At 42.8% G+C, this 22,248-nt stretch carries 16 protein-coding genes; 11 read left to right on the top strand and 5 right to left on the bottom strand.

Annotated elements, in window-relative coordinates; all coding sequences use genetic code 11:
- Positions 1 to 17 precede the first annotated feature (17 nt).
- Positions 18 to 755 (bottom strand): electron transfer flavoprotein subunit beta/FixA family protein, encoded by a 738-nt coding sequence (locus tag ABJD64_RS04950; protein WP_348179509.1) that lies wholly within the window; start codon positions 753 to 755, stop codon positions 18 to 20.
- Positions 756 to 1,094: 339 nt separating this feature from the next.
- Positions 1,095 to 1,637 (bottom strand): DUF3347 domain-containing protein, encoded by a 543-nt coding sequence (locus tag ABJD64_RS04945; RefSeq protein WP_348179508.1) that lies wholly within the window; start codon positions 1,635 to 1,637, stop codon positions 1,095 to 1,097.
- A gap of 112 nt (positions 1,638 to 1,749) precedes the next feature.
- Between ABJD64_RS04945 and ABJD64_RS04940 the strand changes: the two genes are divergently transcribed.
- Both ABJD64_RS04940 and ABJD64_RS04935 read left to right on the top strand, forming a co-directional pair.
- Positions 1,750 to 1,992 (top strand): hypothetical protein, encoded by a 243-nt coding sequence (locus ABJD64_RS04940; RefSeq protein ID WP_348179507.1) that lies wholly within the window; start codon positions 1,750 to 1,752, stop codon positions 1,990 to 1,992.
- 85 nt (positions 1,993 to 2,077) lie between these two features.
- Positions 2,078 to 3,922: a pyruvate kinase gene (locus ABJD64_RS04935; RefSeq protein ID WP_348179506.1), complete on the top strand. Its 1,845-nt coding sequence runs from the start codon at positions 2,078 to 2,080 to the stop codon at positions 3,920 to 3,922.
- 67 nt (positions 3,923 to 3,989) lie between these two features.
- On the opposite strand, the gene ABJD64_RS04930 is transcribed toward ABJD64_RS04935, so the two are convergent.
- Entirely contained in the window at positions 3,990 to 4,865 is an 876-nt protein-coding gene (locus tag ABJD64_RS04930) for a DUF6268 family outer membrane beta-barrel protein (protein ID WP_348179505.1), read from the bottom strand.
- Positions 4,866 to 5,069: 204 nt separating this feature from the next.
- Here ABJD64_RS04930 and ABJD64_RS04925 point away from each other — a divergent pair, with 204 nt between their 5' ends.
- The 6 genes from ABJD64_RS04925 (at position 5,070) to ABJD64_RS04900 (ending at position 14,327) form a co-directional block, all read left to right on the top strand.
- Complete coding sequence (locus ABJD64_RS04925) at positions 5,070 to 7,424, top strand: TolC family protein (RefSeq protein ID WP_348179504.1); 2,355 nt, start codon at positions 5,070 to 5,072, stop codon at positions 7,422 to 7,424.
- Between the two features lie 20 nt (positions 7,425 to 7,444).
- A complete protein-coding gene (locus tag ABJD64_RS04920; RefSeq protein WP_348179503.1) occupies positions 7,445 to 8,539 on the top strand; it encodes an efflux RND transporter periplasmic adaptor subunit in 1,095 nt (364 codons plus the stop codon).
- Between the two features lie 30 nt (positions 8,540 to 8,569).
- Entirely contained in the window at positions 8,570 to 11,683 is a 3,114-nt protein-coding gene (locus tag ABJD64_RS04915) for an efflux RND transporter permease subunit (RefSeq protein WP_348179502.1), read from the top strand.
- Between the two features lie 21 nt (positions 11,684 to 11,704).
- Positions 11,705 to 12,775, top strand: coding sequence for an adenylate/guanylate cyclase domain-containing protein (locus ABJD64_RS04910; protein WP_348179501.1), 1,071 nt, complete (start codon positions 11,705 to 11,707; stop codon positions 12,773 to 12,775).
- Positions 12,775 to 13,461 (top strand): ion channel, encoded by a 687-nt coding sequence (locus tag ABJD64_RS04905; protein ID WP_348179500.1) that lies wholly within the window; start codon positions 12,775 to 12,777, stop codon positions 13,459 to 13,461. Before ABJD64_RS04910 ends, ABJD64_RS04905 begins: the two co-directional genes overlap by 1 nt.
- Before the next feature lie 128 nt (positions 13,462 to 13,589).
- Positions 13,590 to 14,327, top strand: coding sequence for a hypothetical protein (locus ABJD64_RS04900; protein ID WP_348179499.1), 738 nt, complete (start codon positions 13,590 to 13,592; stop codon positions 14,325 to 14,327).
- A 37-nt stretch (positions 14,328 to 14,364) separates the two neighbouring features.
- On the opposite strand, the gene ABJD64_RS04895 is transcribed toward ABJD64_RS04900, so the two are convergent.
- Both ABJD64_RS04895 and ABJD64_RS04890 read right to left on the bottom strand, forming a co-directional pair.
- A complete protein-coding gene (locus ABJD64_RS04895) occupies positions 14,365 to 15,087 on the bottom strand; it encodes a DUF3307 domain-containing protein (protein ID WP_348179498.1) in 723 nt (240 codons plus the stop codon).
- Positions 15,084 to 15,686, bottom strand: coding sequence for a transcriptional regulator (locus tag ABJD64_RS04890; RefSeq protein ID WP_348179497.1), 603 nt, complete (start codon positions 15,684 to 15,686; stop codon positions 15,084 to 15,086). Before ABJD64_RS04890 ends, ABJD64_RS04895 begins: the two co-directional genes overlap by 4 nt.
- A gap of 806 nt (positions 15,687 to 16,492) precedes the next feature.
- Between ABJD64_RS04890 and ABJD64_RS04885 the strand changes: the two genes are divergently transcribed.
- The 3 genes from ABJD64_RS04885 to ABJD64_RS04875 all read left to right on the top strand — a co-directional run.
- Positions 16,493 to 17,797 (top strand): hypothetical protein, encoded by a 1,305-nt coding sequence (locus ABJD64_RS04885; RefSeq protein WP_348179496.1) that lies wholly within the window; start codon positions 16,493 to 16,495, stop codon positions 17,795 to 17,797.
- Positions 17,798 to 17,807: 10 nt separating this feature from the next.
- Positions 17,808 to 21,404 (top strand): RHS repeat domain-containing protein, encoded by a 3,597-nt coding sequence (locus ABJD64_RS04880; RefSeq protein WP_348179495.1) that lies wholly within the window; start codon positions 17,808 to 17,810, stop codon positions 21,402 to 21,404.
- A 10-nt stretch (positions 21,405 to 21,414) separates the two neighbouring features.
- Positions 21,415 to 22,248, top strand: an 834-nt coding sequence (locus ABJD64_RS04875) for a hypothetical protein (RefSeq protein ID WP_348179494.1), incomplete at its 3' end; no start/stop codon positions are given.

Here is a 22,248-nt window from a genome sequence, read left to right as displayed (position 1 = left end):
TTTCGAAAGGTTAATAATTAGAGAACTTTGGCCTCGTTTTTCAATAAATCAACTAATTCAGATACGTTATCCGCATCAATCATTTTCACCGCACCCTTAGCTGGAGGCAATTCATAGGTGCTCAACTGAGTTCTAACTGAATCGTCTGCAGGTTCTACTACATTCAAAGGTTTCGTTCTGGCGGTCATAATACCTCTCATATTTGGAATCTTCCATTCCGCAATTGGTTCCTGGCAACCCAAGACTAAGGGTAAGTCAGCTTCTAAGTATTCCTTACCACCTTCTATTTCTCTGGTCATTTTGGCTGTACTTCCTTCGATATCTAAGGTCATCACTGGCGACAACGAAGGGATGCCAAGTATTTCTCCAACCATGCTGTGTACTACACCACTGTTGAAGTCGATAGATTCTCTGCCCATCAGGATCAAGTCATAGCCACCTTCTTTAGCAGCGTTCGCGATTTGGTTGGCCACAAAAAAAGAATCTTTAGGAAATGAGTTGATACGAATCGCATCATCAGCGCCAATAGCGAGGGCCTTTCTCAGGGTGGGTTCAGTTTCGGCTTCTCCTACGTTTAAGACAGTTATGCTTCCGCTAGTTTGCTCTTTAAGCTCTACAGCTCTGGCTAAAGCATAATCGTCATAGGGTCCAATGATATATTGAACGCCCGTTTGATCAAACTTGGTATCACCATCTGTAAAGGCAATTTTGGAAGTCGTGTCTGGAACGTGCGTAATACAAACAAGAATCTTCATGTGCTTATTAATTAATGTTGCTATTTAATCTATTAAATTTTGAGCCCAATTGCGAATTTTAGATGTACTTAAATCCATTGCTCAAACGAGCCACGAATATAGCAAAATCACTGTCAACTTCATGGGAGAGGCCAAAGATTAATTTAGGAAATGAAAAGAACCTAAAAAATCAGGTGAATGTCGGCGGCATTTACAAACAACCTTGGTTTTGTTAGGTAATTAGCTTCCATGTCACCCTCTTATATCTTAGATAATCCGGCCTATATTGTAGCCTATGCTCCTACTCGTGGTTGCCACGAATGAACAGGTCATCACCACAGCTATTTGCTAGCTTCTATATTACTTAATGGTCTTTTTTATCGAACCGCACTTCAACATCTTGTCTCCGAAGTAGGGGTTCAAAATTTCCTTACCGCTGGTAAACCAAGAAGCTCCTGTATTGTCCAGTGCCATTGGGCAGAAACATTTGTTGATTTCGCCGGATACTACGGCACCCTCAAAGACACTTTCCATTGAATTGTTAAGTTCGGAAAAAACTGCTCTTGCGGCTTCTATTTCTCCTGCATTCAAGATGCCATCTGCGAAGCTGGCTTGCTGCATGGTACTCTCATCAGCTTTTAATGCTTCACTAAGTTCTGCGGCAAATGTTTTGGCTGTTTCAAAGTCCGTTGCAACTAAGGCGTCACGTAGTTTTTCATAGGCGCCATAAATGGTCTGTATGCCTTTGCTTTTGAATTTCACACCATCGGTTGCCTTGCTGTCGGCTGCGTCAGTTGAAGCTTCCATCGTGTTTTCCTGGGATTCCGTATTAGTCGACTGGTTGGAGGTGCATCCTGCTGCAACAATAGTAAACGATATAAGTATAAGCTGTATGTATTTCATTTCTGATTGGATTTTAATAGGTGTTCTTACCGGCTATAAAATTAGTCAATCTGGATTCTTATTAATAAAAGGAAATAAATAATTTGCAGGGTTTAAGAATGGAAGATCATAGATGTTTGGATTATTTAAAAAGAAGAAGAAAGAGAAACAAGCGCCACAGCTACTGGATATAGATGGAGAGTTGCTTGTAGAAGGTGATAAAGTACAGGCGCTGCGATATGAACTTGGCGAATGCCTATTGACTCTTGATGGAGTGCATTATCACTATGAATCTGTAGCCACTGGTAAGAAAGTGAGTTATGCCAAAATGATAGATGCATCCACCGAAAACCAGAAGGTGAAGAAGATTTTATGATCAGACTCAATCATTTATGGTTGTATAGTGTGATAAACCGTTATCTCCTATTCCACTAAGGCGAGAAATGGCTTAAATTTAACCTATGAAAATAAAACCTGACAAAGCTCAGGCTTTGATTCAGCAGATAGAGGACATTCTGAGTAAACTGTCAAAAGCTGAATTGGAGTCAATACACCGGATCGAACAGGCACACCCTGCTTTTCAGGAAAGTGTGCGGAATTTAATTCACTATCGTACGCTAAGAACTTTGGACATTACAGGTTTACAAAAGAAACTTGGTAGCCTTGGACTTTCTCGAATTGCCAGAGCAGAGGCTCACGTTTTTGCGAGTCTACAAAATTGCAGACATATTTTGACGGCGCTGATTGGAGATTCAACTTCAGAGTTGGCCAACAGACACACGTCCATAAAAAAAGGGGAGAAGCTACTGAAAAGTCACACTAAAAAGCTCCTCGGTTATCGATCAAAAGGTAGACGAGTGAGGATTATGGTTACTCTGCCGAGCGAAGCAGCTTACAACTATGACTTGGTTCACGGATTGATAGATTCAGGCATGAATACGGCCAGGATCAATTGTGCGCATGACGGCCCTGCCGAATGGAAGAAAATGATTGAAAACATTGCGCTTGCCAAAAACAAACTGAACAAAAATTGCAAGATATCTATGGATCTGGCTGGCCCTAAAATCAGAACAGGAGCCATCGAATCAGGTCCACAGGTACGTCGATTCCGACCCACCCGCAACGAATTTGGACAAGTGACCGAGCCGACAACTATCCTACTGGTCGAGGAACTTTATTTTGGTCGCACCAATGAGTTGGCAGTAGATAAGACCTGGCTCAAAAGCCTAAAAGTTAAAGATCAAATTACTTTTACGGATTCCAGAGACAAGCAAAGGGTCTTCACGGTGAAAGAAGCTCTCGAAGACCAAGTAATAGCTACCTGCCTTGACACTTGCTACATCCAAATGGGAACTGTTCTTAAAGCACCTGGCTCTAACTCTTGTGAGGTTGGGGAATTACCAGCGCTGGAACAAGCACTTTTGTTGAAAACGGGTGATAAGTTGAGAATCGTGAAAGAACAAATTCCTGGAAAACCGATTCAATACGATGACAATGGGAATCCAAAAAGTGAAGCGTTTGTGTCCTGCACTTCTCAAGAGATCTTTGATTTTGTGAAAGCCGGAGAAAAAATATTATTTGATGATGGGAAAATAGCCGGAGTCGTAAAAAATGTGAGCGATAATGAACTGAGAGTAGAAATTACCCATGCAAAGGCTAACGGTGCCAATCTCAAAGCAGATAAGGGCATCAATCTTCCTGAGACGAATTTAAAGCTGTCAGGCTTGACAAAAAAAGACAGGGAAGACCTGAAATTCATTGCTGAATACGGTGATGTGGTCAATTTTTCTTTTGTCAATTCAGTAGAAGACGTCAGAGAGTTGCATGAGGAATTGGAGAAGCTCGATGCCAAGGACAAACTCGGTATTATTCTCAAGATAGAAACACAGAGTGCTTACAATAATCTGACCGATATCCTGATAGAAGGAATGAAAAGCTACCCGCTGGGTGTCATGATTGCACGAGGTGATTTGGCTATAGAGTCCGGTTGGGAGAATATGGCTAGAATTCAGCAAGAGGTTCTTTCGCTTTGCAATGCTGCCCATGTCCCGGATGTATGGGCAACCCAGGTGTTGGAAACTCTCGCCAAGAAGGGGATACCTTCAAGATCTGAAATCACAGATGCAGCTTCTGCCCTCAATGCCGAATGTGTGATGTTGAACAAGGGGCCATATATTGAGAAAGCCGTTGGATTACTAGATTACATCTTAAAGAGCCTGAATCAATACAGAGATAAAAACGTAAAAATGTCCCCCATCATGGAGGAAGCTAATACTTCACCGGAAAAGGTTATTGACCCGAATTAACACGTTTCCATCGGAACTCAGAACTGTGATTTTAAGTAGCGTAATAATTGGGCATAAATCGACGCAATCATTTCATTTGCCTTGGCGAAATAAATAATCCAGCATTGATAAAAAAACCATTTTCCGTGCCGAAATCAATGTCACCTATACTGTCAGAAATAAGTTGATGCCTTCTGTTGATACTCATCCCGGAAAAAAGAAATAAGGAAATTGGATCTTTTACTCTGTAAGTAAATTTTGGCCCAAAATTCATCCTTGAAAATCTGATCACATCAATGGGATTCGATGCTGTGGTGTCCAGGTTAAACTGACTACCCCTAATGCTAAACCTAAGCCCGTATTCTAAATTATTTTGTTTATTCGATAACAAAGCCTCGATTTTATATGGAACGGTGGCATTCAATTTGAAATTATTCTTTTTGTAACGAAAATCAGCTATCGGAATAATGATCGGTTCTCCAAATCGCGTGGTGTAGGCTAGACCTGCACTCCAGGAAAAGGCCTGACTTACCTGTTTCCCAACCATCAGATTACTCAATAAAAGAAAATCATCTTTGGATAAAGAGCCTTTCAAATTAGAGGAGATTGCAGGTGTGATAGTCGCTACCAGTCGCCATTTTTCGCCCAGACGCTGGATAGCGGTCAATGAATAACCTATATAATGTAATCGGCCTTCAGCTGAAGATAATTGGGTATTGGTGGCTTTTGGATGTACGAGGCCATAGCTCAACGCATTAATCAGGATTGTTTTTTTATCATTGAAGACAACGGGAACTTTTAAGGTAGCCTGTAGTTCTCGATAGATGATTTCCTGGCCGGCTGTAGCTTCCTTGATTTTTGATTCAGGGTAGTAAGCATACCCTATCTCAAAAAGCTTCAGATCCTGTGCTTGTACAAAATTGAAACATGCCAGTAGAGAATGTATCAGTAGCGTTTGTTTCATATTTATTGGTTTTGAGATTTGATAAAGATACAACATCTGACAGGGATAGGAAAAGGCCATTCAAATGACTGATAATTATAAAATAAAAGCCCGCAGATTAGGATAACTACCTTTTTTAGAGAAGCTTTAGTAAATTGTGTAGAGGCAATTTATTTTTGGTTGCAAATACACTCCTGAGAACTGCATTAATAGCTTAACTTAAATATGAACCACCAGAAAGTCCTTCTCCTCCTGTTACTGGCCTGCACGTCAGCTTTTTCATATGCACAGAAAAACACTATCAGCCTAGGCGTAGTCACCGACTGTCCGGGTACGGCCTCGACAAGTTTCCTTCTGGATGAAATCATGAAGGAAGCGAAAACGTTACTCAAATCTGACTATCGTTTGGTCTTAGAACCAGAAAATATCATTCACTCCGATTGTAACGTAGAGAAAGCCAAAGAAAACCTTGATCGTCTCCTTGCAGATTCAAAAATTGACATGGTTTTGGGTCTGGATGCTTTGAGTTCTCATGTGATGGCCAGCAATGGTCCTTATCGAAAGCCAGTCATTGCCACTACGGTAATAAATGCCCAGGTTCAAAAAATACCAATAACCATCGAAGGGCGATCAGGGGTGAAAAATCTGACCTATTTGGAACTGCCCTATTCCCCGATTCGAGATATAGAGGTGTTTTCTACGATGATTGGCTTTGAAAAACTGGCTCTACTGATAGATGAGGAAGCCGGTGGAATTCCTGAAATCAGAAGTTTTCTTGAAAAAAGCCTTAACGAGCTGGGAATAACCTACGAATTTGTTCTAATGGAGGATTCCGCTCCAGCTGTAATAACCAAATTGGGCAACAACTTCGATGCGGTTTACCTCTTTCCTTCGGACCGCCTGGGTATTGATCAGTACCAGCAATTAATCAACGCAGTGAATGAAAAAGGACTACTTTCATTTTCGCTTTTAGGACGGCCGGATGTAAACAAAGGAGTCCTGGCCGGAGCGGCTCCCAGTTCTAATATTAAGCTGATCGCCAGAAGAATGGCCTTGAATATTCAGCGAATTGCCAATGGAGAAAAAGCGGGAAATATGAATGTCAAACTTCCTTACAAAGAGGAGTTGGTTATAAATATGGCTACGGCACGGCAAGTTGATTTCAGCCCTAGTTGGGAGACAATGGCTGAGGCAGTACTCATCAATGAATTGCAAGACGACATTGATCGAAAAATAAATATCTTCAGTGCCATCTCAGAAGGGATTGGGCAAAATCTTAATATTCGAATAGCTGAAAATGAGGTGGAAATATCAACGGAAGACGTCAACATAGCCAAGGCCAATTTGTTGCCCGAAGTGACGGCTTCTGCGAGCCACACCGTTGTTGATGACCACTTGGCCACCATATCGAACGGTCAGAGTCCCGAACATAAAGGTGCAGCGGGTATTCAGTTGAGCCAGGTGATTTACTCCGAGCAGGTGACCGCCAATAAACAAATACAGGAATTATTACTAAAGGCTACGGAATCTGCGTTGGAAGTACAGTCTTTGGACATTGTGTTGGACGTTTCCACCGCTTATCTTAATCTGATGCAGGCCAAAACAGCAGAAAATATCCAAAAGCAAAATTTGGATGTCACACGAAAAAACCTGGAATTGGCCAGGATTAGTTCTTCACTTGGGCAGTCCGGGCCTTCGGATTTGTACAGGTGGCAAGGAGAGATAGCCAATGCTAAATCCAACCTGCTTAATGCCACTGCACAACGCAAACAGGCAGAGATGGCCCTCAATCAAATTCTCTACCGGCCGATTAGCGAAGCATTTTTGACTGAAGAAATTGATATCACCGACAGCAGATTACTGGTGAATAATCAGGCCATTGGCAAGTATGTAAACAACCCGAGGGATTTCTACAAGTACGCTGACTTTATGGTGGGCCGAGCAAAGGCGAATGTGCCTGACCTTAAGCAACTCGATTACAATGTCAGAGCACAAGAGCGTTCTGTGCTACTAAATAGAAGAAACAGATACATACCCAACTTGACCGTAGGTGGAGGCTACAACTATGAATTATACAGAAATGGTGCCGGCACAGAATTTCCTACAGGCTTTGGAGTACCTAATGATTGGAACTGGAACTTACAGGTCGGAGCAGCTATCCCTATCTTCCAGGGAGGTAGCCGAACGGCAAAAGTTCAGCAATCAAGGGTCCAGTTGAGCCAATTGAGTACGCAGAGACTCAATACCGAACGTCTGATAGAGCAACAAGTCCGTTCTGAGTTGGAAAACATTCGGGCATCCTATCGAAATATGACGCTGACCAAAGATGCTGAAGAGGCAGCGGTCAAAAATTTCGGATTGATACAGGATAGCTATTCTAAGGGCGTAGTGACGATCACACAATTACTGGATGCGCAAAATGCGGCCATTTCATCTCAACTGAATAGTGCCAATGCGATCTATATATTTTTGAGCGACTTGCTGAATATGGAACGAGCTACAGGAGCTTACTACATGCTCATGACCAACGAGCAGAAGACAGATTATGTCAATCAACTGGAGTCCTTTTTTAATCGATAATAACTTTCAAACCAAATAAGATGCATAGGAAAATTCAAACCACACTGTACCTGCTTATGGGCCTGATCATGATAGCCTGTGGTGGAAAAGAGCAAAAAAAGAAAGAGATCATCAGACCCGTGATGTTCCAAAAGGTGGTGCCCGGAGGTGGTGTCCAGAGCAGAACATTTGCCGGTACAGCCAAGTCCGGTACAGAAACAAAGTTGAGTTTTAAGGTGCCGGGAAACATTCAGTCATTACCAGTAAAGGTTGGACAGGAAGTCAAAAGGAACACCCTGATTGCCACCCTGGATGATTCTGACTTTCAGCTCGAATATGAACAAGCCGATGCCTCCGTGAAAAATGCCGATGCACAGGAGAAACAGGCCAAATCTGCGTACGAAAGAGTCAGGTCCTTATATGAAAACGGCAATACTTCGTTGAGCGAGTTTGAGTCTGCGAAAGCCGCCTATGAGTCAGCGAAAGCCAATGAAAGTTCGGCTAAAAAATCCCGGAAACTGGCCAGAGCCCAGCTGGGTTACACTAAACTGTACGCTCCGGTGAGAGGTAAAATTGCTACCGTAGATGCCGAAGTAAATGAAAATGTAAGCTCAGGTCAACAGATTGTCATGTTGAGTTCAGAGGGTGATCTGGAGGTGAATATGGGAATTCCTGAATCATTCATATCCAATGTCAATGTGCAAGACGTGGTAGAAGTAGTTTTTTCGTCTATTGAGGACCAAGCTTTCAAAGGAGTAGTCTCAGAAGTGTCTTTTTCAATTAACACGCAGACCTCCACCTACCCGGTAGTTATCAAAATAGAAGGAGATACAAAATCTGTACGTCCGGGTATGGCAGCATCGGCCACCTTTCAAATGAGTAATGCAAATGGGGCCTCATCAGATCTGTTGATTGTACCTGGACAGGCTGTAGGTGAAGATGAGGAAGGAAAGTTTGTATTTGCCCTAGAGGCCAAGGATGAGTATTACCTGGCAAAAAGAAGAACGGTGAGTATTGGTCAACTGACCACTAGTGGATTTGAAATACTAGAAGGTCTTGAGGAGGGTGAACTTGTGGCGACCGCAGGCCTCCAAACACTGCTTGACGGCGACAAAGTCAGGCTTTTTGAAAACTAATCCAAACTTCTCACCCCAATCCATTCGACTATGAATCTGACACAATTTGCGATAGAAAGAAACCGCATTACGCTTACCATACTGACAGTTATCGTGGTGATGGGTCTTGTGCTGTATCAAAGCTTATCCCGAGACAGCATGCCTCCCTATACCGTTCGTGTAGCAACTGTCGTTTCGGAGTTTCCAGGAGCTAGCCCGGAGCGTGTGGAACAACTGGTCAGCGATAAGATTGAAAAAGTAGCCCAGGAACTCCCTGAGCTCAAAGAAGTCAACAGTACTTCCAGAACGGGTATTTCTATTGTTTCCGTTACGCTAAAAGATGAAGTACGACCAGAAAATTTGCAGTCGGTATGGGATCGGCTTCGAAGAAAACTAGATGGATTGAAAGGCCTGCCGGAAGGAGTAAATCCCTCGTTGGAAGATGATGGGGTCGGAGACGTATATGGCATCATTGTCGGGTTGACCAGCGATGGTTTCTCCTATGCGCAAATGAAAGAGTATGCAGACGACCTGAAAGATGACCTGATCGCATTGGAGGACGCAGCCAAGGTAGAAATAGGCGGTGTTCAGGAAGAACGAGTGTTCGTAGAATTTGACAACACACGACTAAAAGAATACGGCCTTACTGCGGGGAAACTTCAGAGCATCATCGGTTCTATCAATATCCTCAGCTCCGGAGGCAAAATCAATCTACAGGACGAACGTATTATCCTGGAGCCTACAGGAAACTACAACTCAGTTGATGACATCAAAAAAACACTAATACCTGTAGGCGATGGTTCCCAGCTGGTTTACCTGGAAGACATTGCCTCTGTGGTTAAAGGGTATATAGATCCCACTAAACAGAAAGTAAGAGTAAGTGGCAGGGATGCTATTGCCTTGCATATCAACCTCAAGGAAGGAGCAAACATCATCAAGCTGGGAGAGGAGGTAGACGTAGTCTTAGAACAGTGGAAGGGAACCCTTCCCGTAGGACTTGAATTGAGCCGATTGTCTTCCATGGACAGCTATATTGATTTCAAAATCAGCGACTTTATCACAAACTTGATGCAGGCCATTGGGATTGTCCTGGCTGTAATGTTGCTATTCCTCGGATTACGTACGGGCTCCATTATTGCTAGTCTGATACCCATAGTGACGATTATGACACTCATGCTCATGGGTATGATGAATATCGGACTGAATCAGGTGACCTTGGCCGCTTTGATCATGGCCCTTGGCATGATGGTGGATAATGCCATCGTGGTGGCTGAAACTATTATGGTGAAAATGGAAAGAGGAATTGAAGCCAAAAAAGCAGCTATAGATTCATGCTCAGAGTTGTTTACTCCGTTGCTGATTTCTACACTTACTACTTCAGCCGCCTTTCTGTCATTTTATCTGGCTGAGTCTACCATGGGAGACATTGTAGGGCCCATATTCGTGGTCATATCTTTGGCGCTGCTTTCTTCCTGGTTGATTGCATTGACCGTAGTCACTCTATTCTGTTATTTATTTTTGAAAATAGAAAAGAAAGGTGAGAAAAAACCTGGTTTGGTGGATCGTATCATCAATGCCCTGAAGGTTTATTATAAAGATTTAATTCTTGTTGCCCTTGCCAACAAAGGACTGGTGATGGCCATGATCGTAGTACTGTTTTTTGCTTCCCTTTTTGGTTTCACCAAAATAGCTTTCGTATTCTTCCCGGACAGTGATAGAAACATGATCACGGTGGATATCAATCTGCCTTTAGGTACCAAGATAGAAAGAACCACCGATGTGGTACGGGGTATAGAGCGTTTTATCATGGATTCACTATTGGTGGATGATCAAAGAACCATCGGCATCAGCAGCTGGTCGTCTTACATTGGCGAAGGCCCGGAATCATATGACCTTGGCTATTCGCCGGATGAGGCCAACTCCAGCTATGCACATATGCTTGTCAATACTTCCAGTGCGGTATACAACAATCAGGTAATCAACGAGCTCGACGCCTATTGCTTCAATAATTTTCCCAGCGCTGACATCAAAGTAGGGCCGTTAGGAGCGGGCGGCGGCGGTGTGCCTATTGAGATCAAGGTATCTGGCAACGATCCGGATGAATTGGCAGGTATTGCTAAAAGAGTCAAGAAGAAACTTTCGGAGATTACGGGTACAAAAAATGTAAAGGACGATTGGGGACCAAAAAGTAAGAAGTTGGTGATCGATATTGATCAGAGCAGAGCACAAGCAGCGGGAATTTCCAGTCAGGATATTGCTACTTCTTTGAGAACTGTTTTGGATGGATTTAAGACTGGTGAGTATCGGGAAGACGATAAATCAATTCCAGTGATTATGCGGAGCGATGCCGGACAACAGCAGTCACTGGAAACGTTGGAAACGCTGAATATATATGCTCAAAATTCAGGTAAGAGCGTTCCGCTTTTGCAAGTGGCCAAAATCATTCCGCAATGGCAATACTCTAAAATCAAGAGGCTGGATCTCAAACGGACAGTAAATATCTCTTGTGAGTTGCGTGATGACGGAAACGCATCAGCCATTACTGCTGAGATTACACCCTGGCTAAATGAAGACAGGCAGAATTGGCCATCAAATTATAGCTATCAATTTGGAGGAGACGCAAAGAATACAGCGGATAACATGGGCGCCGTTGTCGCTTATTTGCCACTTTCCGGATTTATCATTGTCATGCTATTGATCATTCAATTCAACTCCATAAGAAAAATGGTGATGGTTGCCTCTACCATCCCGCTGGGTGTAATCGGTGTGGTGATAGGATTGCTGACATTTCAGGAACCCTTCGGCTTCATGCCGTTTCTTGGGGTTATTTCTCTTTGTGGTATAGTGATCAATAATGCAATTGTTTTAATCGACCGTATTGAGATTGAACAAAATGAGCTAAAAAGAGAGGTACAGGATTCGGTAATAGCTGCATGTCTACAACGTTTCCGACCCATATTGTTGGCTACTTTTACGACCGTCTTAGGTCTTGTTCCTCTCTATCTGAGTGGAGGCGAAATGTGGGAAGGCATGGCGGTCTCTATCATGATTGGACTTTTATTCGGAACCGTTATTACCCTGCTTTTTATACCGTCATTTTATAGCATTTTATTTAAGGTAAATTATAAGGGATATGAGTTCAATCAAGACCTTTTGAACGATTAATAATTAGTCTGTTTTGACTAGATGATGTACAATCTGAAAAAAAGTAAATACGTCAAGAGTATCATTCGTCATTTTTTGATTTGGACTCCCGCTTTTGTTTTCTGGACCGTCATGCGCCAGTTTGGCCACGAGATCGTACAAGATGATTTTACCGAGCTCACTTTTTTTCAGCAAATCAGGGTGCATGTGGCGCTTGGTGTGGTGGCCGGTATATTATTTGGTTCGCTTGAATACTTTTATGATAAAAATATTCTGAAGCGGGTGGCTTTTGGTAAGGCCGTACTCATCGGTTCTGTTAGCTATTTGATTGCCATTATTATTCTCATATCTATGGGAATGAGGATTTTTGCAAAAATATTGCAGGTAGAACTTAACTGGGAAATCTATCATGAATTTATGTTTTCCAAGGAAATGATATTGCTCGTTTTCTATTGCTTTCTGGTTGGTTTTTTTATTGATTTCTTCAAGCAGATCGATAAGAAATTCGGTCCCGGCAATCTATGGCGAATGCTGAAAGGAGAATTTTATGACCCTAAGGAAGATGAGCGTATTTTTATGTTTCTGGACCTCAAATCTTCTACGACCCTCGCCGAAAAACTCGGACATATCAAATACAGCAGACTTTTGCAGGATTGCTTTCAGGATTTGAGTATTGTTGAAAAATATGAGGCCGAGATTTATCAGTATGTGGGAGATGAAGCCGTACTGACGTGGAAAAAAGAAGAGGGATTGGCGAATGCCAATTGCCTTCGGGCCTTTTTTGATTTCAGAGATTTATTGTCGGATCGATCCGAATACTACCTGCAGGAATATGGAGTGGTTCCCGAATTCAAGGCAGGGCTGAATATGGGTAAGATCATTGTGGCAGAAGTAGGGGAGATCAAGCGAGAGATTGCCTATCACGGAGATGCCATTAACACGGCTGCTCGAATACAGGACCAATGCAATGAACTGGGGCAAAACATGTTAATATCCGAAAGCCTCCAGGAGCGATTGGAGTTGAACGCGGATTTTTCTAGCAGCCACGTAGGAGATATTCTTTTGAAAGGCAAGAGTATCAAAGTCAATATTTTCAGCATAGAAGCCGCCTGATGCATTCTTTCAAAAAAATATATCCACATAGATTTGAAATTTTCCTGATTAGTCAGGCAGTGATCTTGTTTGGGTCTTTGCTGGTTCCCTCAACCTGGTTTGAAGATTTTATGTTACCAATACTTTTTCAGATCAATCTGCTGGCGGGAATCTTATTGATTTCAAAAAAAAAGAAATTGATGTGGTTTTTTGTGGTATTACTGGCTCTCACGGCTGTCATCTTTGGTATATCACAAAAGGGAGTAGATGAGCGGGTATTTGGTTTATCCAGGATGGTGATCTACTTTTTGTTTTATGCGGTCGTGAGTTTTGAAATCATAAAACAGGTTTGGAGAGCAAAAGAGGTTAGTGAAAATGTAATTCTAGGGTTGATAAGTGGGTATGTGTCGCTAGGTTTTATTGGTTTTTTTATCTGCCTGAGTATTGAACTAACTCATCCAAATTCCTTTCAGGGCTTACATCTGCAAAGTGCAGATACGACCATACTGCTCACTGACCGGTTAATTTACTTCAGTTATATTACCATGCTTACGATAGGATATGGAGATATTATACCCGTGACCACTTTGGCCCAAAAGGCCACGATACTTATTGGACTTGTTGGGCAGTTTTACCTGGTTATACTCACGGCAACAATCGTGGGCAAGTACATCAATCAGAAACTTCAGGATAAGACTAAGGACTGATTTTCAGCAGTAAATGAGCTGATTCGGCCGCCTTAAACTGATATTTATCATTATTTACGCTGGTTTTCCTCACCAAAACTTTCCTCATAGGTGAGTTACTTTATGATCGAACATCAATCACTACGATCATGAAAAATAATTATTCAGATTTCATCATTCAGTGGCAGGAGGGAGCAGAAGTATGGTCATTGCTTTTTTTGTTTATTGCCTTTTCTATCTTTCTATTTTATGTCATTGGCCTTTTGATAGGAAAAAACAGAACCAAGGTGTATGAATATGTAAGTTCACACGAAATTCCGGCCTTTCTGAATGTAATGATATTTGCTTCTATTAGCCTGGCTTTATATGTAAACAGCTTGTTCATTGGTGAATACAAAACAGTGAATAATTTCGAACTGATTGTGCAGTCTGTGGGGTCCTTGGTGATAGGGGTGATGGTTTGGTATATTACCAGGGTCATCATCAGAATCTACTACCCATATATTTTGGCCAAACACCTGGCACATATCCGATTTAAAAAGATGAAGGCGACATGGAATGGAAACGAGATGAAATTGCTCAATGAGGATGAAGAAGACTTGCATCTGACCGAAGAACAAATAGAACATGAGCAAATCTTCGCTTTCGATTATGATGTCTGGATTGATGAGGAGACTGGAAAGAAGGTTGTTGAAAAATACGATGTTCATCACACCAGTTTATTATGTGACAAGTGTAGATTCAGGACTTTGCATGAGTTGAAAGAAGAGATCATTGTAAAACCGACAATAACCGGCGAGGGTAAACTCTTAAAGCACTACAGATGTGATAATTGCGGAAATAAGGAGAGTATTGAGAAGCACATTGCACCATTGAGCGATGACTAATTGAGTAGTCTTTCAGCTAAAGAGGGATGTATATTGTTCATTCATTTATCATACCAAGAAAGTAATTGTACGCCAATCCAGTAAGAATAGCAAAACCAAAGCTCAGCAATGTACCGATAAGTATATATTCGGTGAGCTTGCGATCCTTGGCCTTTGAGAGATCGCCGAAGCGAAAGACAGACTTGGCAGCCAACAGAAAACCTATGGCCTGCCACTGGTTCATTATGATAAACCCAAAGACGAAGAGGCGCTCTAGTATTCCGATGTATTTTCCCGCTTCTTCCAACGAAGCACTATTGGGATCTTCTTCCAGTTCCCATTTAGTTATAATCACTTTCATAAAAATGGAAGAGACTACAGTTGTTGTAAGCAACGAAATGATCAGCAAGAGGGATTGATCAGATAGTGCTGCTGAAAGGTTGAAGGTGTACGAAGTGTACCACTGTACGACCAGGGCTATGACTAGCAGATGGGCAAATTGATCGACAAAGAAAAGAAACCGTTTGTTTTTATGGGTTTGTAAATTGAGTTTGATGACGTCAATGACATAGTGAGAGATGATAAGTGTTAAAAAACCTTTCCAATAAACCAGGTCAAATTGAAGTAAAAAAGCAAGTGCAAAAGCATGTATGACTATATGCCATAGCAGATAAACAGACTTGTGTTTTTTATCTTCTTTGTCTTTTACCCAAGAACCGGGCTGGATGAGAAAATCGCCGATGATATGGGCGAGTAGGAGTTGTAGGGTCAAGTGGGTCATTGGTTGGTGACTAGTTTACGATATTTTTTTTCCAGGCGCATGATGTCTTCAAAGCCGGCACGGTTCAGGCTTTCGCTTACGGTACTTTGGCTTTTGTTTAGGTTTTTAGCGAGCTGTACTTGTGTCCAGTTGGGGTGCTCTATGACTGTTTTTATGTAGTGGGCGGCATTGGTCTGCCAACCATTCATAGTAAGCAGGGCCAGGTCAATGGACAAATTGAGTTGCTCATCTATTTCTGGCCATGGAGAGCGCAAACTCAATGTTTTTTTCTTATTGAGTTTATTGAAAGCATGTCCGGAATTGACGAAAGCCTCTCCGTTTGATTCGGTGATTTTCATCATGCTGTAGTCCTTTTTTCCAATACCAATGGCCATGCGTACATCAAGTCCTTTGAATTGCCTGATGCTTGCCTTCAGATGAATAACGATTTTTAGTGCTTCTTCAGGAGGCGCCTCCAGCTGAAAGCTGTCTCCTCGATAGATCTCCCAAGCCTCAGGTTCTTTACCATATTGATCGAGCACGGATTTCAGGGTAGGCATCCAATCAGTATGGTCTGCCCGTCTTGAGTTGATGATATCTCCCGTAATGATACTTGTCATGTTTTATGAAAGTTTGGAATCGAGTAAAAACCCGATAACAGCAAATATCGGTTAAAAACCCTATAATAACAAATATCGAGTAAAAGCCCGATTAGATACCCTTTTTTCGAACTATTGCCTGGTTAATACGAACAGGTAGTGCGCAGAAGTGGTGATATTTTGTATGATCAAGTTTGCAATGTATGCCGCATATTTATTTGAATGGCGAATGTGGATAATTATCCAAAGATAATTTTGGCCAACTCAAATTCTGTGATTAACATCGTGCCAGCATTTTTATGAGCATGATTAATTAGGATCGTCGGGTACGATCAATTAAAGTAAAAAGTGGATGTCATATTCATTTTTGCTCAAACCAACCTCTTAACCTGAGAAACTGAATGTTCAGTTTCATGCGACCTGTTAGTCAGTTGCATTCATTTGTTTTCAATAGATTTTGGATGGTATTTTCCATGCTGATCTTTTTGAAACCTCAGGGTATTTGCAACGCTACGGTCGGAACAAAGAACGGTTTATACACTATAAGTTAAGAGAAAAAATGCTGCAATCCGCACCAAAATTAGTCATGACCTTGGCGACGTACGCCGTCTTCCTTTTCGCCCTATATCCTGGAAATAGTTTGCCAGAACAACTTCTGCAAGAGTTATCCCAGGGACTCTTTAATTTGAAAATGTAGGCTTTCAGAAACGAAATGATTGAACGCTGTAGACAATTTTGCTTTATTGGTATTAATATATCGAATAGTTGGGTTAGATCATTTTCAAAAGTCAAATAAATAAAATAACGAAGCACAAAACTTACAAACAATGTATACGAAGCACTTACTCTCCGCCTTACTTATCTTTCCATTTTCACTTTGGGCCACAGGCTCTGGTTCCGACTGGACAGCCACCTCTGCGCTACAATTCCAGCAGCAGAGCGATACGCAAGTCACTGTGGGGGACAATGTCATTAGTTTTACTACCAGCTCCACGGAGCGGATGACCCTGGACGCCAATGGGAATGTGGGGATTGGGACGACCACGCCTGCTAATCGACTAGAAGTTTTTGGAAGCTCATTCAATCGAGTTTCCGCTATCGTTGACACCAATGTTCAAAACGGTTTTCAAATCAAAAGAACAGGAGCCTCATTCAGCACAGATTGGGAAATATATAATCCCACGTCAAGTACAGACCTTAGATTTTATAATACAGGAGATAGACTAACGATCAAATCAGACGGCACTGTTGGCATCGGCACTACTACACCAGTAACTAATTCAAAACTAGATGTGATTGGTGGGATCGCTGTTGGCGGACAAAGGGTTTTGGATAGTGATGCAAACAACATTATGGTTGGTGATTTAGCAATTGGAGATGGATCAAGAGGATTGATGCTACGGGCAGGAGACCAGGATAGGTTATACATCAAAGAAGACGGCAATGTCGGCATCGGCACTACCTCACCCTTTTCAGGAACAGGTAATCTAGGTGTTCATGTGAATCGCGGAATTCAATCTTCATTGCTCCTTGGTGATCCAAAGTCAGGTCATGGGGGCATAGTTCAAACCTCTGACGGTAAACATAGGGTCTTTATAGGCGCAAACTTATATGATGACCACACCGGTAGTTGGAGCTCATTTCAGTCTGGGAAAGGTAGTGCTGGTATTAGCTTGCACGCAGACGAAGGGGGATGGGGTACAGAAATAGATTTTATTACCTCGCAGTCCGACGGACATTATAATACGAGGATGGCCATAATTGGAAACGGCAACGTCGGCATTGGTACGACCACACCCTCACACAAACTACATGTGGTAGGCAACGTGCATGCATCAAGCTTTTCTGCGGAGCCGTCTTTCGTTTGGCCCGACTATGTCTTCGAAGACGGTTATGAACTGAATGAGTTAGAACAAGTGGAAAAGTACATCGAAAAAAACCACCACCTACCGGAAATTCCGAGCGCTGCCGAGGTAAAAGAAAACGGCGTGGACATCGTATCCATGCAAGCCAAACTCCTGCAAAAGATCGAAGAGCTGACGCTGTATGTGATCGAGCAGAATAAGCAGATTGAAGACTTGCAGCAGCAAAACCTTCAGATGAATAAAAAAATTCAAACCCTAGTCAAGTAATAAACTCCTGATGATGAAAAGTATATATTCAAAATATTTACTCCTATCGCTAATCGGAGTAAGCAGCCTCTGTGTTGATAGTGTGGCGCAGGGAGGCGAATCTTCGGCAGATTTCAATCCCGGAGAGATCAACATTATGCCACCATCGCCTACAGCAGGCGCTTTAGGCCAGTATGGACTGACCCCAGTGTCGCTTTCTACAGGGACACCCAACATCAGTGTGCCCTTGCACCAGATCAGCTACCGTGGCATCAACGTGCCGCTGTCGCTGTCTTATAGCTCTAACGGACTTAAAGTAGACGAAGTAGCCTCCTGGGTAGGCCAGGGCTGGTCACTCAATGCAGGCGGTGTGATTACTCGTGTGATCAAGGATGAAGCCGATGAAGAACGAGGAGGAAGGCCTATACCCGAAATTATCGACATCGAGGACCCACAGACCCTGGTCTTTATAGATGAAGCGCAGGGAGATGGAATTGATACGGAGTTGGATCTATTCATGTTCAATTTCAATGGCAACAGCGGCAAATTTGTAATCGATGAACACAGGGTGCCATTGATCATGCCCGCTCAGAAACTTGATATAAGCTATACTGAGAATAGCACAGTAGGGTTTGCAGATTATTTTATCAAAACACCTGATGGCATCGAGTATGTATTCAGTGATTATGAAGTGTCAAAGACCTTTAATGAGGGTTGTGGTAAGGACTATCAATTTTTTAAAACCACAGCCTGGTATCTTTCAAAAATCATACATCCAAATGGGGCAGAAGTTCTGTTTAACTATGAGCCCGTTGTTACCAACAATTACACCAGTGTAGACCAAACCTATCAGGAAAGGGGCTATCAGGATTTTATCGACTGCCTTGAGGGAGGAGGAGCTTCAACTTGTGGTTCGGTTAGTAAAAACTCTACCTGTGTGAGAAGATCCTGGGTAAACGGTGTCAAACTCAATTCCATTGTATATGGAAATGATAGTACGGTGTTTACTACTTCGAATCGCACGGATATAATCCAGGGTAAGAAACTGGATGAAATCAAGACTTATGTCAATGGTAACCTCGTTAAAAAATGGACGCTGGATCACGAAGTTGTCACAGCTAGTCTGTTACCAAGCGGACATGGAGGAACAGAAGTAACCAAGCGGTTGTATTTGAACGGATTCAAAGAATGGGATCAAAACAGCAGTGAAAGCAAGGATTACGTTTTCGAGTACATTGACAAAAGTAATTTACCAGCCAGATTGTCTTTTGCACAGGATCACTGGGGCTATTACAATGGAAAAAATAATTCTCATCTGGTTCCGGATGTTTCGGGACCTAGATTTACAGGAATAGGAGGTAGCCGGGAGCCGGATAGTAATTATGCTCAAAAGGGCATGCTAAGTAAGATTACCTATCCGACGGGGGGATTTAGCGAGTTTGACTACGAACCGAATGGCTACTGGACAGATAGCTACATAGTGGATGAATTTGATAGTTACGAGTTGTCGCATTTTAGCGATGAAGAAGTGATTTCCACTTTTGCGCGAGATACGCTACTGATTGACTATCAGTATGAACCAGACATGCTTATTTTCAATGCCGCCGTCCGACCCAGTCACGCCGGATTTGGGTTTGTGAACTGCAGAGCTACCATAAAAATCTATCCATTGAATGATCCGGATAACGCTGTTGCTAAAAGAGAACATACTTTCATATTTGATTCGCTTGGCCAGATGGAGTATAAGATTTTCAATCAGGGACCTGAGGATCCATTCGTTTTGTATCCGGGTGCTTATGCTGTAGAAATATCCTCCCGTGAATTTATCGAAGCATCCATTCGATTCGACTATAAGTCAGGCGAAATAAAAACAGCCAAAAATGTTGAGCTCGGAGGAATGCGAATAAAAAAAGAAACGATCTCAGATGGGATACATACTCCACAGGTGAAATCTTATTATTACGCCCCTTTTGAAGACTTGAATAGTTCTTCCATTTCGATACCTCAGACACCAGTCTATTTCAAAGGCGTCACAACCGTTGCTAAAGCGGGAGGATGTCCGATGTTTGGAGAGTGTCTGAATTACTTCTTGTACTCGAATAGTCAGACCAACCTCTTTCCAATCAGTGGTAGTCACATTTATTACAATAAAGTGCTGGTTGCCGACGGTGAAAATTTCGCTAATGGCTTTACCGAGCACGATTTCATCATCACACGCGATGCCAATCCCAAGATCATTTTGGGAGACGATATTACATCGGCCACCTATTCCAATATTGGCTGGAACAACGGTTTGGAGTCTAAGGTGACACAAAGAGATGCCTCAGGTAAAATAATATACCTGAAAGAGAATGAATGGCTGATTGATTCCACCTACACGCGAAATCAAACCGGGTTGGTCATACAAAAGAAGAATGAAGATTATTGGAATCAGGAGGTTGTTGTGACCTGTGACGAATCAAATATTGATTTATGTTTCGCGCGTGAATCATGCATAACTCAGCACTCGCACTTTTGGCACTATAAATTTAGTGAGGGGCAGTATGTATGCAGGGCTTCAGGTCACCATAATACCATCGTTGGCGAAACCTGCCACCCTTGCAAAAACAAAAACGTAGGCGACACGGTCATTCAATTGAAGGCAATTGACCACCTCAATGTAGTAGAATACCAGAATTACTCTTACCGAAAATTCCTGGGCTCTACGCTCGAAACCACGATCAATCCTGATGGAACCCAGATAAAAAAATATTCGAGCTACAAGTATGACGATCCGGATCACATGCAGTTGACCGCCATGGAAAGTTTGACTTCCAGGGAGGACACTTTGAAGACTTACTACTATTATCCATCAGACTATGGCCTGGCTGAATTAAAGCATTTGGACACGACCATGTTTATGCCGGCTCTTCCGGTCCGTGTGGATCAGTATCGTGCTGACCAACAAACCAGTTCCACCATTGTAAAGTATGATACACTGGGACAACCGTTAGAGGTCTATAAAAAAATAGATCACAGTCAGAATGATATTCAGTCTTCCAATGTTCACATACCTGCTTCAGGATATACCAAAGAAGTTTCGTTGACCTACGACTCGGCCTTGCATGTGGTCAGAGGTCGATCACCGCGAAGTGGTGTAGGAGAGGCGTATGTTTGGAATGATGAAGGAACATTGGTCATCGGTAGTGCCATTCATGCACAGACGGACAATTTCTATTATACCAGTTTTGAAGAATACACCAACGTATCAAAAATAGGTTCGGGATCAAGGTTAGGCTCTTATTTCTTATCAGACCATGGATTTAGTCCTTCAGATACAACCAACTTGGTCATGACCTATTGGTATTATGAAAACCTGGAATGGAAATTTAGCGGTGAACTGGATTTTGCCAACAAAATCCATGATGTCAACTACATCGACGAATTACGGGTTTATCCAAAAGGCGCACAAGTCACGACCTATTTTTATGATGACTATGACCGGCTCACACATGTTACCGATCCCAAGAACCGAACGACTAGCTATAGTTACGACGATTTTGGTCGCCTGGAGTTTGTGAAGGACAACGAAGGTCATGTGCTCAGTGCACAGGAATATCACTACAAGAATCCTATCTCCAACCAATAATCCTCAGCACATGAAAAGCAATAGAATCATACAAGCAATAAAAACAGGGTTATTGGCCATCGCATACGTATTGATGCTCAGTACCCTGACTTTGGCCCAGAACGGCAATGGAAACGGCAATAATGGCAACGGCAATGGAAACAACACCAACACCGAAGAACCAGTAGAAGAAGCCCCAATTGAAGAAGTGGCTCCGATAGAAGCCGCAGCCTTTGCAGCTCCCGGCGGCGGTGGAGGAAATCCTCCAGTGACCGACCCCATGGGCTCGATCACAGAATCCGGTGGCCCTTGTGGTAACAAAACCCTGACCCGGACGGACAGCCCACCAGCTGGCATTGTTTGGTATTGGCAGGAATCAGCGAGTGGGACCAGCGTGACCTATAGTGGCACGACTTATACCGCTACTAGCACGCGTACCTACTATATCAAAGCCTATAGACCCTCTGATCAGCAATGGAGTAATGGCTACGTCTCTAAGGCGGTGACCATTGTGGACTATCCTGCCGCACCGGCCACACCTAGCGTAAGCAATGGTTGTACAGGCTCTGTCATAACACGTAGCAGTTCTGGGAGCAATACCTGGTATTGGCAGACCAGTAGTACAGGGACTGATGACACCAATAGTGACCTTACTTACAATACGACAGGCTCCGGAACCATGTACCTGAGGGCCAGAAACAGCACCGGTTGTTGGTCTTTGGCATCAGCAAGTCGTACCTATGCAGAGTTGGCCAAGCCTGCCACACCGGGGAGTATCAGTGAAACCAACAATTGTGGCAATACCGTACTGACCAGACCTACGCCGCCGCCTACTCAGACCTATTATTGGCAAACTAGTAATGGT

Source organism: Reichenbachiella sp. (assembly GCF_039944555.1).
Classification (GTDB): Bacteria; Bacteroidota; Bacteroidia; order Cytophagales; family Cyclobacteriaceae; genus Reichenbachiella.
Note: the sequence above shows the minus strand (reverse complement) of the source record. Positions and strands in the feature narration are given on the sequence as shown.